Source organism: Labrenzia sp. CP4 (assembly GCF_001579905.1).
Classification (GTDB): Bacteria; Pseudomonadota; Alphaproteobacteria; order Rhizobiales; family Stappiaceae; genus Roseibium; species Roseibium algicola.
Genome location: NZ_CP011927.1, coordinates 96850 through 111402 on the forward strand (window position 1 = coordinate 96850; position 14553 = coordinate 111402).

General features: G+C 61.8%; 10 protein-coding genes. 9 read left to right on the forward strand and 1 reads right to left on the reverse strand.

Annotation, left to right across the window (positions count from 1 at the left end; all coding sequences use genetic code 11):
- The 5 genes from ACP90_RS00445 (at window position 1) to trpS (ending at window position 6747) form a co-directional block, all read left to right on the forward strand.
- Window positions 1-570 (forward strand): Smr/MutS family protein, encoded by a 570-nt coding sequence (locus ACP90_RS00445; RefSeq protein WP_062485885.1) that lies wholly within the window; start codon window positions 1-3, stop codon window positions 568-570.
- A gap of 4 nt (window positions 571-574) precedes the next feature.
- The gene (locus tag ACP90_RS00450; RefSeq protein ID WP_023002387.1) at window positions 575-946 is read left to right on the forward strand and encodes a helix-turn-helix transcriptional regulator; all 372 of its coding nucleotides are present in this window, start codon (window positions 575-577) and stop codon (window positions 944-946) included.
- 171 nt (window positions 947-1117) lie between these two features.
- A complete protein-coding gene (locus tag ACP90_RS00455; protein ID WP_062485888.1) occupies window positions 1118-3952 on the forward strand; it encodes a [protein-PII] uridylyltransferase in 2835 nt (944 codons plus the stop codon).
- 32 nt (window positions 3953-3984) lie between these two features.
- On the forward strand, window positions 3985-5547 hold the full coding sequence (murJ, locus tag ACP90_RS00460; RefSeq protein WP_062485891.1) for a murein biosynthesis integral membrane protein MurJ: 1563 nt from the start codon (window positions 3985-3987) through the stop codon (window positions 5545-5547).
- A 120-nt stretch (window positions 5548-5667) separates the two neighbouring features.
- Window positions 5668-6747 carry a tryptophan--tRNA ligase gene (trpS, locus tag ACP90_RS00465; RefSeq protein WP_023002390.1) on the forward strand — a complete coding sequence of 360 codons (1080 nt, stop codon included), beginning with the start codon at window positions 5668-5670 and terminating at the stop codon, window positions 6745-6747.
- Window positions 6748-7344: 597 nt separating this feature from the next.
- Here trpS and ACP90_RS00475 read toward each other — a convergent pair.
- Complete coding sequence (locus ACP90_RS00475; protein ID WP_062485897.1) at window positions 7345-7659, reverse strand: cupin; 315 nt, start codon at window positions 7657-7659, stop codon at window positions 7345-7347.
- Between the two features lie 138 nt (window positions 7660-7797).
- Here ACP90_RS00475 and ACP90_RS00480 point away from each other — a divergent pair, with 138 nt between their 5' ends.
- The 4 genes from ACP90_RS00480 to ACP90_RS00495 all read left to right on the forward strand — a co-directional run bounded on the left by ACP90_RS00480 (window position 7798) and on the right by ACP90_RS00495 (window position 14544).
- Window positions 7798-8214 carry an Lrp/AsnC family transcriptional regulator gene (locus ACP90_RS00480; protein ID WP_158514149.1) on the forward strand — a complete coding sequence of 139 codons (417 nt, stop codon included), beginning with the start codon at window positions 7798-7800 and terminating at the stop codon, window positions 8212-8214.
- Between the two features lie 107 nt (window positions 8215-8321).
- The gene (locus ACP90_RS00485) at window positions 8322-10739 is read left to right on the forward strand and encodes an ATP-binding protein (RefSeq protein WP_062485908.1); all 2418 of its coding nucleotides are present in this window, start codon (window positions 8322-8324) and stop codon (window positions 10737-10739) included.
- Between the two features lie 289 nt (window positions 10740-11028).
- Window positions 11029-11967: a GNAT family N-acetyltransferase gene (locus ACP90_RS00490; protein ID WP_031269943.1), complete on the forward strand. Its 939-nt coding sequence runs from the start codon at window positions 11029-11031 to the stop codon at window positions 11965-11967.
- Window positions 11968-12294: 327 nt separating this feature from the next.
- Window positions 12295-14544 (forward strand): PBP1A family penicillin-binding protein, encoded by a 2250-nt coding sequence (locus tag ACP90_RS00495; RefSeq protein ID WP_062485910.1) that lies wholly within the window; start codon window positions 12295-12297, stop codon window positions 14542-14544.
- Window positions 14545-14553 lie beyond the last annotated feature (9 nt).

A 14553-nucleotide genomic window follows, 5' to 3' on the forward strand; every position in this document is an offset into this window, starting at 1 on the left:
ATGGCAAGACGGGGTAAAAAAGGGACACTGTCGCCGGAAGACAGGGAACTGTGGGGCAAGGTTGCCAAAACCCTGACACCGCTGCATCCGGACAGGGCTCAGGACCTCAAGGCCGAGCTTGAGAAAATCGCCGAAACCGAACCGGCGGCACCCGCAAAGGCGCTGAAAACCGCGACCGCGATCCAGGCTCCCGCTGCGGCCAAGGCGCCACCAACACCGCTGCCGCTGCATCAACTGGAACACCGCTACCGCCGCAAGCTGGTGCGCGGCGTGAAGGCCATCGATGCGCGGATAGACCTGCACGGCCTGACCCAGCATCAGGCGCATGACCGGCTGCGCGGCTTTCTCTACCAGGCGCAGGCGAGAAGTCATAAGGTTGTGCTGGTAATCACGGGCAAGGGCAGCGGTGACGCACGCGCCTATATGGACGAGCGCGGCGTTTTGCGCAGAATGGTGCCCCAGTGGCTGTCGATGCCCGACTTGCGATCCGTGGTACTTGGCTACGAGGAAGCCCACGCGAACCACGGCGGCGGCGGCGCACTGTACGTTCGCATTCGAAAAAGAAGGTAGGGCCGTGACCCCACTTGGCGCAAAAATCCGGGAACTCAGGATAAAGCGGGATGTGTCGCTGAAGGAAATGGCAGCGGCCTTGTCGGTTTCCAGTGCCTATCTGTCCGCGCTGGAACATGGCAAGCGTGGCAAGCCAACCTGGTTTCTGGTGCAGCGAATCATCACCTATTTCAACGTCATCTGGGATGAAGCGGAAGAAATCCAGCGCCTGGCCGAACTGTCCGACCCTCGCGTCACCATCGACACGGCCGGCATGGACCCGAAGGCTACCGAACTTGCCAACCAGCTTGCGCTGAAGATCGGAGGCCTTTCCGAAGAGTCTCTTGCAGCCCTCCTGCACCAGCTCCGGGTTGCTGCCGTGAAGGACGGTGTGTGACGACACATGCCCTCGCCAGGTTCAAACCATGGCATGGCGGTGCATTGCTGTTTCTGTACCGCTTGGAACGCAGCCTCTTTCAGGTCAGTTCAGGATTTACGTGTCCTTCAACCCCATCCTCTATATAACCTCCAGCAAACCTGCGCCTGCTGAACGGAACACTGGACCAGTATGAAACTCTCCCAGGAAGACCTTGCCGGACTGATCGATGCCGACGACCTGAGAAATCGCCTGACCGCGCTGACCGCCGGCAATGACGGCGACGGTTCGGACATGAAGACCCGCTCGGCTGTTCTTGCGATGCTGAAGCAGGTGGTGAAAGACGCTCGCGGCAAGGCCCAGGCGATGCTGGACGAGGATGGCGGCGGGCTGCTGTGCGCCGGACGGCTGTCCTATATTCAGGACGAGCTGATCCGCGTGATCTACGATTTCGCCCTGCACCACGTCTACCGGATCAAGAACCCGTCCGCCGCGGAGCGCATGGCCATTGCCGCCGTTGGCGGTTACGGCCGCGGCACACTGGCGCCTGGGTCCGACATCGATCTTCTGTTCGTGCTGCCGTACAAGCAGACCCCCTGGGGCGAGCAGGTGGTGGAATATATCCTCTACATGCTCTGGGACCTGGGCTTCAAGGTAGGCCACGCGACCCGCAATATCGATGAATGCATCCGCTTGTCCAAGGCGGACATGACCATCCGCACCGCCATTCTGGAAGCCCGCTACATCTGGGGCGACGAGGCCCTTTTCGAGGAACTCGTCCAGCGTTTCGACAAGGAAGTGGTCGAAGGCACCAGCTCGGAATTCATCGCCGCCAAGCTGCTGGAACGCGATGACCGCCACAAGCGCCAGGGCGCTTCGCGCTACCTGGTCGAGCCGAACATCAAGGAGGGCAAGGGCGGTCTGCGCGATCTCAATACCCTGTTCTGGATCGCCAAGTACCATTACCGGGTCAACAGACAGTCGGAACTGGTCAAGAAAGGCGTTCTGACCCGCTCGGAATATGCGCGGTTCAAGAAGTCGGACGACTTCCTGTGGGCGGTCCGCTGCCACCTGCATTTCCTGACGGGACGGCCGGAAGAGCGCCTGTCCTTCGATGTCCAGCGCGAGATCGCGATTCGGCTCGGGTACACCCAGCACCCGGGCATGAAGGATGTCGAGCGTTTCATGAAGCACTACTTCCTCGTGGCCAAGGATGTCGGCGATCTGACCCGCATCATCTGCGCCGCGCTGGAGGAAGAGCACGTCAAGGAGCCGCGCGGCAAGGGCCTGACCGGCATGATGCGCCGCCTGCGCGCAGGCCGCGTTTCGGCAACCGCCAAACCCGTTGAAGGGGCGACCGGCTTCGTGGTGGAGAACAACCGCCTGAATGCGGTATCCGACAGCGTGTTCGAAACCGATCCGACCAACCTCCTGCGGGTGTTCCAGATCGCGGACAAGCATGACTACAACATGCATCCGCAGCTGACCCGCCTGATGCGGCATTCGCTGAAGCTGGTCGATGGAAGCCTGCGCGCCGACCCTGAAGCGAACCGGCTTTTCCTGTCGATCCTGACCTCCCGGCACGCGCCCGAAAAGACCTTGCGCAAGATGAACGAAACCGGCGTGCTCGGCCGCTTCGTGCCCGAATTCGGCAAGGTCGTGGCCATGATGCAGTTCAACATGTATCACCACTACACGGTCGACGAGCACTTGATCCGATCCATCGGCGTGCTGGCCGATATCGAGCGCGGCAACTCCGGCGACGACCATCCGCTGGCGACAGACCTGATCCTGACGCTGCAGAACCGCAAGGTGCTGTTTGTCGCCATGTTCCTGCACGACATCGCCAAGGGCAGGCCGGAAGATCATTCGATCGCCGGCGCCCGGGTCGCGCGCAAGCTGTGCCCGCGTTTCGGACTGAACGACGCGGAAACCGAGACGGTTGCCTGGCTGATCGAGCATCACCTGGACATGAGCACCATTGCCCAGTCTCGCGACCTGTCGGACCGCAAGACGATCACGGATTTCGCCAACACGGTGCAGTCGCTCGAAAGGCTGAAACTGCTCCTGATCCTGACCGTGGCCGACATTCGCGCCGTCGGGCCCGGCGTCTTCAACGGCTGGAAAGGCCAGCTGCTGCGCACGCTCTACTATGCCACCGAACCCCATCTGTCCGGCGGACACACGAAGATGTCGCATCGCCAGACCATCGACAAGGCCAAGGAAGAGCTCGGCAGCGAGCTGGAGCACTGGTCCGCCAAGGACCGCAATGCCTATCTGAACCGGCATTATCCGGCCTACTGGCTGCGTACGGAGCCGGAGCGGCTGATCTCCCATGCCGAACTTCTGCACAAGGCCGACAAGGACAAGAGGCAGCTTGCTTTCCAGGTCATCCCGCGCGCCTTCGAGGGTGTGACCGAGCTGACGATCATGGCGCCGGACCATCCGCGCCTGCTGTCGATCATTGCCGGGGCCTGCTACACGACCGGTGCCAATATCGTTGACGCACAGATCGACACCACCACAGACGGCTACGCGCTGGACACGATCTTCATCGGCCGGGAACTGCCGGACGACGAAGACGAAAAGCGCCGCGGCGAGCGGATTGCCAAGCTGATCGAGACCACGCTGCGCGGCGAGGAGCGGCTTCCGGAGCCCGTTTCCAAGAAGACCGGCGTCAAGGGCCGCATGAAGGCCTTCAAGGTGGCCAGCGAAGTGCTGGTCAACAACGCGCTGTCTGACGATTACACGGTGCTGGAGATTTCCGGTCTCGACCGGCCAGGCCTGCTCTACGACCTGACGCGCTCCATCGCGACGCTCAATCTGAACATCGGTTCGGCCCATATCTCGACCTTCGGCGAGAAAGTGGTCGACGTTTTCTACGTCACCGATCTCACCGGACAGAAAATTGCCAACATCGGGCGTCAGGAAATCATCCGTGAGCGCCTTGCCAATGCGGTTGACGGCCATGTGGAACTCGATCCGGCAGCTCCGGCAACCCGCAAGGTTCAGCGGCAGGCTTCATAAGTGCATACCTTCCTCTTCGGAGTCCTTCCGGCATGAGTCTCGTCCGCAATTTCGCAACCGTCGGCAGCGCGACCCTGCTGAGCCGCCTGCTCGGCTTTGTTCGCGACGTGCTTCTGGCCGCCGTCGTCGGGGCCGGTCCGGTTGCCGATGCCTTTGTGGTGGCCTTCCGTCTGCCCAACCTGTTCCGCCGGCTGTTTGCCGAAGGCGCCTTCAACTCCGCCTTCATCCCGCTGTTCGGGCGAACGGTCGAGGAAGAGGGCGATGCGGGCGCCAAGCGGTTCGCCGGGGAAATCGGCGCAGCTCTGCTGTTCTGCCTGCTGGTGCTGACTGCTTTTGCGCAGATCTTCATGCCGCTGGTGGTGTGGGCACTGGCACCGGGTTTCGTGGAAGACCCCACCAAATACGACCTGACAGTTCTGATGTCGCGGATCGCGTTTCCCTATCTGATCTTCATGTCGATGCTTGCCTTCATCGGCGGCATTCTCAACACCTATCAGCGCTTTGCCGCCGCTGCCTTCGCGCCGGTGATGCTGAATGTCGTGATGAGCGCCGTTCTGGGTGCCGTGCTTTATCTCGGTATCAAGGACGACACGGCGCTCGGGGTCATTCTGGCTATCGGCGTCACTGTTGGCGGGATCGTGCAGTTGATCGTCGTCCTCATCGACCTGAAGCGCCTCGGCTTCAAGATCCCCGTCTTCCGCCCGCGCTATACCAAGTCGGCCAAACGCCTGCTGATGCTTGGCATTCCTGGCGTCGTTGCCGGCGGCGTCACCCAGATCAACATTGCCGTCGGCCAGATCATCGCCTCCATGCAGGAAGGCGCCAATGCGCTGCTCTATTTCGCTGACCGGCTCTACCAGTTGCCGCTCGGGGTGATCGGCATCGCCATCGGCGTGGTGCTTTTACCCAGCCTGACGCGGCAACTGCGCGCCGGGCAGATGGGCGCTTACCAGCACAGCCTCAACCGAGCACTGGAGTTCTCACTGGTGCTGACCCTGCCGGCCGCGGTTGCCCTGGCGGTCATTCCGCAGGAAATCGTCTCGGTGCTGTTCCAGCGGGTGCGCTTCGATGCCGCCGCCGTGGAAGGCACGGCTGCAGCCCTGACGGCATTTGCCTTTGGCCTGCCCGCCTTTGTGCTCAACAAGGTGTTTTCGCCCGGCTATTTCGCGCGGGAAGACACCAAGACGCCGATGATCTTTGCCGTTGTCGGCATGGTCGTGAACGTCGGCCTCTCGATCGCGCTGTTTCCCATGCTCCAGCATGTGGGCATCGCGCTGGCCACAACGCTGGCTGGCTGGGTGAACACCGGCCTCCTGATCATCGTTCTGTGGCGACGGGGCCATTTCCAGCCCGATTTCAAGCTGCTCCGGCGGCTGTCGCTGGTGGTGCTCGCCAGCCTGCTGATGGGGGTCGCGGTGCATTTTGCTGCCATCTACATGGCCTCCTGGCTATCGGCGCCGTGGCTGGCGGTGCGTGCGGGCAGTCTCGTTCTGCTCGTGCTCGTCGGCATGGTCACCTTTGCCGTCTTCACCCAGCTCAGCGGTGGATCCGACCTTGTCGGCATGCTGAAAGCGTTGAGACGGCGCAACACCTGACCGCGAAACGCCGGCGCGCGCCGTTTCCAGCTTGCATGCATAACGGACCGGGCTTAAACCCGGCCCGCCCAAACATTCATAGCGCCCTTCCAACCGGCCGCACCATCAAAGGGATTTGAAATGGCGGAGTTCCAGCCCCGTGTCTTTTCCGGCGTCCAGCCGACAGGCAACCTGCATCTTGGCAACTACCTGGGCGCCGTTTCGCGCTGGGTTCCGTTGCAGGATCAGATGCCGACGATCTTCTGCGTCGTCGACAGCCATGCCATCACGGCAGGGTTTCCGGATCCGCACGAGCTTGCCCAGGCAACCCGTGAAGTGACCGCTGCCTATATGGCGGCCGGCATCGATCCGAAGAAATCGATCATCTTCAACCAGAGCCAGGTTCGCGAACACACCGAACTTGCCTGGATCTTCAACTGCGTGGCGCGCATGGGCTGGCTCAATCGCATGACCCAGTTCAAGGAAAAGGCCGGCAAGAACAAGGAAAACGCTTCCGTTGGCCTGTTCGCCTATCCGAACCTGATGGCTGCCGACATTCTGGCTTACCGTGCGACCCATGTTCCGGTCGGCGACGACCAGAAGCAGCACCTGGAACTGACCCGCGACATCGCCGCCAAGTTCAACAACGACTTTGCGGACCGGATCAAGGAACTGGATATCGGCATCGAGAACCCGACGCCGTCTCCGGAACTGCCGGAATATCTCTATTTCCCGATGACCGAGCCGATGATCGCCGGCCCGGCTACCCGGATCATGTCGTTGCGCGACGGCACCAAGAAGATGTCGAAGTCCGATCCGTCGGACCTGTCGCGCATCAACCTTACGGACGACGCGGACTCGATCTCCAAGAAGATCAAGAAAGCCAAGACCGATCCGGACGCCCTGCCGAGCGAAACCGGCGGCCTGGAAGGCCGTCCGGAAGCAGACAACCTTGTCGGCATCTATGCCGCCCTGAGCGGCGCGACCAAGGCCGACGTCCTGAAGGAATACGGCGGTCAGCAGTTCTCGGCCTTCAAGCCGGCCCTGTCCGACCTGGCGGTGGCGAAACTCTCGCCGATGACCGACGAAATGCGCCGCCTGATGGACGACAAGGCACAGATCGACGCCATCCTGAAGGAAGGCGCCGAAAAGGCCTCCGCCATCGCCGAACCGGTGCTGAAGGACGTTCGCAAGATCATCGGTTTCCTCGACGTCCGGTAAACCGACGCGACAACAACATGATCCTGAAAGCCCGGCAGGTTTCTGCCGGGTTTTTTGTTCGGGTAACCGCAATCCGCAACGTTCCACCTTACACCGTTGCGCCTTGCCCGGAAAAAAGCGGAGATCCGCCTCATACCCTTGCAGGTCGTCATCCCCGCACAGGCAGGGATCCAGTATCCAGCTGATTTGCGATTATTCGCCTCGGACGACACGGCGTACTGGATCCCGGTCTTGCCGCGTTGCGCCAAACCGGGATGACAAATCATGGCAGCGCGTGGGAGCCGGTCCTGACGACAGCAAATGCTGAATCCTGCGCTTCGCTACGCATTGTCCGGGATGAAAAGGCACGCCTTTTTCCCCTTCCTCAATTCCGTCATCCCATGGCTCGACCATGGGATCCATGCCGATACGCTCCAAATCGGCAAAGCTTTGCGGTGGGCGAAGGTCAGGGGATGGATTGCAGGGTCGAGCCCTGCAATGACGAGCGAGCGGAGACGACGAGACTGTTCGATGATCTACCTACGCGGCCGGCAGGAACTTGCCAGCTGAGTCATGCAGCAGGCTTGCTCCCGCCGCCCGGTTCCGTGATCTACACTGTCAAACGCTATCCTTGCGCTCGACAACGAGCACTCTTGCCTCTCCGACCGGGTGGGCCACATGGGCATCGCCGTCGTTGGCGAAGAAGATCTGTCCTTCGGTCAGGCGTTGAACCTTCTCGGTTCCGACCTCGCGGTAGTGCATGTCGACAGTGCCCGACAGAACCACGAAGACTTCCGGACCGTCGTTGACGTGCCATTTGTAGGGCTTGTCCGTCCAGTGCAGGCGGACCGTGATGCCGTCCAGTTCACCGATCAGACGTGACCCCCAGGCTCTTTCCGCCGTAAAGCTGCTTGTATCGAGATGGAAATCCATGAAACTCTCCCGCTGCAAAATCACTCAAGGGTGCTATCGCGGACAGGCTCTCGTTTCTTCCGGCATTTTGACCGGTTCGGCCGGTCAATTGCCGGTGAACGCAGGCAGTTCGACACACAGGACAATGACAGAAGACCCATGGATTCAATCGACCGGACCTTGCTGCAACTGCTGGAAGCCGACAGCCGGACACCTGTGAAAACGCTGGCTGCCCATGTCGGCCTGGCCCGGTCGAGCGTTCAGGCCCGGGTCCGAAAGTTGGAAGAAACCGGCGTCATTCGCGCCTACACTATCCGGATCAGCGATCCGGAGCCGGCCGAAATCGAAGCCTATCTGTGGATCCGAACGGGTTCGGCGACCTGTGCGGCGATTGCGCCGGTGGTTTCGAAATTCGAGGAGGTTCTCCAGTGCCGCTCGATTTCCGGCGACAGGGACATGGTTCTGCTGGTGCGCGCCCGGACGCTGGAGAGCCTCGCCGAGCTTCGCAACCGTATTGCTGCCCTTGATGGAATTGCCAATGTCGAGACCCATCCTGTCCTGAAAGACTGGATATGACAGCGTGCTGAAACTCCGGATTTACTTTTTTTGTCAGGCAATGAAACGGTTTCTCAAAGTTTACAACGCACTCTCAAGGCAACAGGATCTTGTAGAGAGTAGTTATCTTGGTCAGTCAAAACAGCGAACGCGCCGCCAATGCCGCGCCAGAAGCCGATGACACGCAGGACAAATTCTTTGCCGAAGAGCAAAAGCTTTCCTCTGCGGACACCGTAACTACAGACGAATATTCTTCCAGCATCACGAAACCCCTCGACGAGGAGGACATCGGTCCCGAAGTCGGCCCAGGCCGACGGGCAACCGATGCGCCCGTCTCCGCGCCTGCCAAATCGCTGCAGCATCTTGCCCTGGCGGGCATGATCATTGGCCTTGCCGCCGGTTTCATCATGGTTTCCAGCGACAGCCTGAACCGGTTTCTCGGTCTCGGCCTGACCTTCTTTGCCGGTGGGCTGGCTGTCTGGCGGCTGTTTGCCGACGACATGCAGCGCTCGGTGCAGGCGTTACAGGTGAAGGATGACAAGATCCGCCGCCTGATGGCACGCTGCGAGGAACTGGAAGACCGTGCCTGGGAACTTGGCGAATCCGACGAACGTCACGCCAGCATCCTGGCAACGCTTGGCGATGTCGTCGTCCGGCGCGACCAGGACGGCACCATCACCTATGTGAACTCTGCTGCAGACGATGTGTTCGGGCTCGGACATGCCTTGCAGCCGGGTGCAACCCTGCATCTGCCGCTGCTTGAGGAAGTGGGCTTTGAAAGCGCCGTCACGCAGGCCCTGGACAAGACGACCCCGGGCATGGGCTTTCAGGATCTCCACATCGACACCGCACAGGGCCCGCGCTGGTTCTCACGTATCGACATTCCGGTGCGCGACACCACGACGGACCGCCAGCTGGTGCAGACCGTTCTGCGCGACGTGACCGAGCGGCGCCTGATCGAAGAAGAACTGCTGGCTGCCCGTCATTCCGCCGAAAGCTCCAACGAGGCGAAATCCCGCTTTCTCGCAACTGTCAGCCACGAGATCCGTACGCCGCTCAACGGGGTGCTCGGCATGGCCGCGCTCCTGCGCGACACCCGCCTGACCAAGGAACAGAGCGCCTATATCGAGGCGCTGGAAACCTCGGGCGAAACATTGCTGCTCCTGATCGATGAAGTGCTCGACTTTTCCAAGGTGGAGGCCGGCAAGCTCGACATTCAGGCTGCCCCGGTTCGGGTTGGCGCCCTGGTGGAAAGCGTCGTTGAACTGCTTGCTCCGAAAGCCCACGCCAAGTCGCTTGAAATCGGCTCCATGCTTGACCCGAACCTGCCGGAAGAGGTGACGCTGGACGCCACCCGTGTCCGCCAGATCCTCTACAATCTCATCGGCAACGGCATCAAGTTCACCGATGAGGGCGGCGTTGCCGTCGAACTGACAGGGCGTCCCAATCCGGACGGTGGCGGTTTTCTGGATATCGACGTGCGCGACAGCGGCATCGGCTTTGACGAACAGGAGGCCGAGCGGCTGTTTCAGGAATTCGAGCAGGTCGACCATGGCCCGGCGCGCAAGTTCGGCGGCACCGGCCTCGGTCTGGCCATCGCCCAGCGGCTTGCCGGCCTGATGGGTGGCGAAATTGCCGCGCAGCCCTCCGAAGACGGCGGCGCGCAGTTCCGCGTGTCCTTGCCGATTCCCGAATCCCTTGTTGCCGACACGGATCCGCGCCTGGCCAAGCTTGAGGGCCGCAGGATCGTGTTCGTCAGCACCAGCCAGATCGAATGCCCGTTGCTGGCCAGACGGCTGCAATATCACGCGGCCAATGTTTCCGTGCATGCACCGGGCAGTTCGGATCTCGATGCCGCGCTGGCCGAGGCCGATCTACTGGTGGTCGACAACGGTGCCCTGTCCGACAGCGGCGGCTGGCTGGCCTCTGCCCGCCTGACCGGCTGCAAGGCTCCTGCCGTCGTTATGATCGCCCCGCCGGAGCGCGAACGCCTGGAACATCTGCGCGAAGCCGGGTATGCCGCCTATCTGATCCGTCCGGTGCGGATCGAGACCCTGGTCCAGATCTTTTCCGGCCTGCTGGACGACGACGGCATGGAACACGCCTGGGACGCAAGCGCGGAGCCCGTCAGCAACGGCTTCCTGCCAAACCGCTACAAGGTTCCGGCCCGGCCGCTGCGCCTGCTCGTGGCGGAAGACAACGACATCAACCGCCTTTTGAGCGAAGCCATGCTGCGCAAGCTCGGCCATGTGCCGGTGATGGTGATCGACGGCGAAAAGGCCGTCGAGGAAGCCGCCAGCGGCGCTTATGACGCAATCCTGATGGACCTGCACATGCCAGGCCTCGACGGATTCCAGGCCATTCGCCAGATCCGGTCCGACGAACAGGCCGCCGGCCGGGCCAATGTACCGGTGCTGATCGTGACCGCCGATGTCATGAAGGATGCAAGGGACAAGGCGACCGAAGTGGGCGCTGCCGGCTATCTGACGAAACCGCTTTCCGTGGAAGCGATTTCCGACGCATTGGCCGAAATCAGCCGCGCCTGACGCAGCGAACTTTCCCTGTCGCGACAGCTGGAAGTGGAAACGCTTCCACCGGCGCTCGTAGAAATTCACAAAGCCGCAAGAGTGGGCTAAGCTTGCACGTGGAAAACACGGCGCAAAAAACCGAGTGTCATCCAGCTGTCGGAATAGTATGTTCTACGGCAGGCTTGAAGCACACTGACCGGGTTCGGACGTAATGTTCCGGCGAAGGTAATTCGGCAAGTGAAACAGACGAGAACCTGTGAAACCTGTCAGTGCGCCATAAGGAATACACGAGGGTGGAATGTCCATAATGCGCCAAGGGCTTTTTTCTCCCAGGAAACTGGTCAGGAAATTCACACCGGCAATGCGTCCGGACGCCAACCTCCCCAACGCGCAGCGCATCGGGCCAGCGCTGCAAACCCCGGTCAAGACCGGCGAAACGCTCGGCCGGATCGGATCCCTGGAAGTGCGGATGGCCCGCAACTTCAAGGAAGTGAAAAAGGCACAGCGCCTGCGCTATGACGTTTTCTACGAGGAAATGTCGGCCATTGCCGATGCGCATACGCTGGCAACCCGCCGTGATGCCGACCCCTTCGACGCCTATTGCGATCACCTGCTCGTGGTCGACCACGACTTGCAGAAGCGCAACAAGCTGGGCCGCCTGAAGCCTGAAATCGTCGGTACCTACCGGATCCTGCGCCAGGAAATCGCCGATCAGCATGCCGGTTTCTATACCGCCGCCGAATACGACATCCAGTCGCTGATCGACGCAAACCCGGGCAAGCGCTTCATGGAACTCGGCCGGTCCTGCGTTCTGAAGCCGTACCGCAACAAGAAGACCGTCGAGCTCCTGTGGCATGGCATCTGGTCCTATGTTCTGCGCCACAACATCGATGTCATGCTCGGCTGTGCCTCGATCGAAGGCACCAATCCGGATGCCATCGCCGGCCAGCTCGCCTTCCTGCATCACAATGCCCGTGCCCCGGAAGAATGGCGCGTGCGCGCGGTGGAAGACAGATATGTTGAAATGAACCGCATGCCGGCCGAGGAACTCAATTCCAAGGAAGCGCTGCGGGCCCTGCCACCGCTTGTGAAGGGCTATCTGCGCCTCGGCGCGTTCATCGGCGACGGGGCGGTGATCGATCACCAGTTCGGCACGACGGATGTGCTGATCATCATGCCGGTGTCCGAACTGAACACGCGCTACGTCAATTATTACGGCGCCGACGCAAGCCGCTATTCCAGCTAGCTCCAGCGATTGCTGCCAAGCTTTCCTTCGTCCTTCCGGCCAGGCTTGACCCCTAGCCGGGATCGCGGAGGCACAAGCCCTTGCATTTTTCCTGCGTGTGAGCGGCTATCGGTTCCCGATGCTGCGGGTTTGCTGCCTTTTGTGCTGGATGGATATGGAGCCATACCGCGCCGCCTGTAGCTGATCATCCGGTCGTCTTGCCCGTGCAAAAGCCCGTAGCCTTAACGCCCCCTTAAATCGCCGCAATTTAAGCTCATCTCCGGGGAAACCGGCGTTTGCCGGATAACGCCAACCCTGGTTGGTACGGAGTTAGGGGACGAAGGATCAATGGCGCCTCGGGCGAAACGCCAGCCGCGTGTTGAACCGACATTCGGAAATTCAGGCAGCAGCCTGCTCGACCTGCGCTTAAACCCGCAGGACCGTCCAGCTGCGCCTTCTTCCAAGTCGTCCGGCAAAGGCAAGACCCGCAAGGCTCCAGCCAAGAAAAAACCCGGATCCTCGCCCCGCAAGACGGCCAAGAACGGCAACGGCAATGGCCGAGGCAACGGAAGGGGCGGTGGCCGGTCCGGCGCCAAACGGCGCAAGGCCAAACGCAAGAACAGGTTCCAGGCCCCGACTGCCTTCGGCCGCCTTCTCAAGCGCGGCTTCTACTGGAGCATGGTGCTCGGCATCTGGGGCACCATCGCCGTTGTCTGCCTGGTCGGCTATTACGCCGCCTTTCTGCCGCCGACCTCCGAATGGCAGGTTCCGGCGCGACCGCCCAACGTCAAGATTGTCGCCGCCAATGGCGAATTGCTGGCAAACCGCGGAGACACCGGCGGCGAGGCCGTGCGCCTGGAGCAATTGCCGCCCTATCTGCCCAATGCCGTCATCGCCATCGAGGACCGGCGCTTCCGCTCCCATTTCGGTGTCGACCCGGTCGGTCTTGCCCGCGCCGTCTACACCAACTTCACCTCCGGCCGCCTGCAGCAGGGCGGCTCGACGCTGACCCAGCAGCTTGCCAAGAACCTGTTCCTGGAACAGGACCGGACGATCAAGCGCAAGATCCAGGAACTGGTGCTCGCCTTCTGGCTGGAAGCCGAATATTCCAAGGACGAGATCCTGGAGATGTACCTGAACCGGGTCTATCTCGGCTCCGGCGCCTATGGCGTGGATGCAGCCGCCCGCAGGTACTTCGGCAAATCGGCACGGCTTTTGACCATTCCGGAAGCTGCCACGATCGCAGGCCTGCTCAAGGCACCGTCGCGCTATTCGCCTGCCCGCAACCCGGACCTTGCAGAAGACCGCGCCCAGCTTGTGCTCGCTGCCATGAACGAGGAAGGCTACATCACAGGCGATGAAGCCAAGAACGCCCTGGCCGCGCCCGCCAAGGTGGTGCGCCGCTACACCACCGCCAGCGAGAACTATGCCGCCGACTGGGTGATGGACGTGCTGCCGCATTTCATCGGCTCGATCGAGACCGACATCGTGGTCGACACCACCATCGACCCGAAGATGCAGCGGGCTGCCGAACAGGCGCTGCGCAGCGCCCTGAAGGAAAACCGCGAGAAATACGGCGTTTCCCAGGGAGCCGTCGTGACGCTGGACACCGCGGGCGCCGTGAAGGCGCTGGTTGGCGGGGCCGATTATTCCAAGAGCCAGTTCAACCGCGCAGCCTATGCCAAGCGGCAGCCGGGCTCGTCCTTCAAGCCGTTCGTCTATCTGGCCGCGCTTGAAAACGGCCTTTCACCCCAGACGATCCGCCAGGACCAGCCGGTCCGGTTCGGCAACTGGTCGCCCCAGAACTATTCCAAGGACTACTACGGCCCGGTGACGCTGACACGGGCGCTCAGCCTGTCGCTGAACACGGTGGCCGCGCAGCTGACTTATGAGGTTGGCGCAGGAACGGTTGCCGACACGGCCAAACGGCTGGGTGTCACCTCGGAAATGAAGAACAACCTGTCGATCGCGCTCGGCACCTCCGAAGTTACGCCGCTGGAAATCGCCGGTGCCTATGTGCCGTTCTCCAACGGTGGCTATGGCGTGCTGCCGCATGTGATCCGGCGGATCAAGACCGTGGACGGCAAGACGCTCTATTCCCGCTCCGGCGATGGACGCGGCCGCGTCATCGACCGCCGTCTGGTCGGCGAAATGAACATGATGATGTCGGAAACCCTGGTAACCGGCACGGGCCGCAAGGCACGGCTGGAAAGCGGGCGTCCCGCCGGAGGCAAGACCGGTACCAGCCAGGATTTCCGCGACGCCTGGTTCATCGGCTATACCGGCAATCTGACCACCGCCGTCTGGTTCGGCAATGACGACAACTCACCGACGCGCAAGGCGTCCGGCGGCGGGTTGCCCGCCACTGTCTGGAAAGAGGTGATGGATGCCTCCCACGAAGGCCTGCCGGTGGCAGACCTGCCCGGCGTGCCGGATGTACCGGCAACCGTCTCCGCCCCGCGCAAGCCCGGCCCGGTGGAAACCGTCGGCTCCGGCAGCGAACCGATACCGCCAGCCCCCGTTGGTGGCGGCGGCGAAGGCAACGGCGAACGCCGCGGCCCGTTGAACCTGCTGCGCAATCTGTTTGGTGGCGGCTGATCCGGGCAC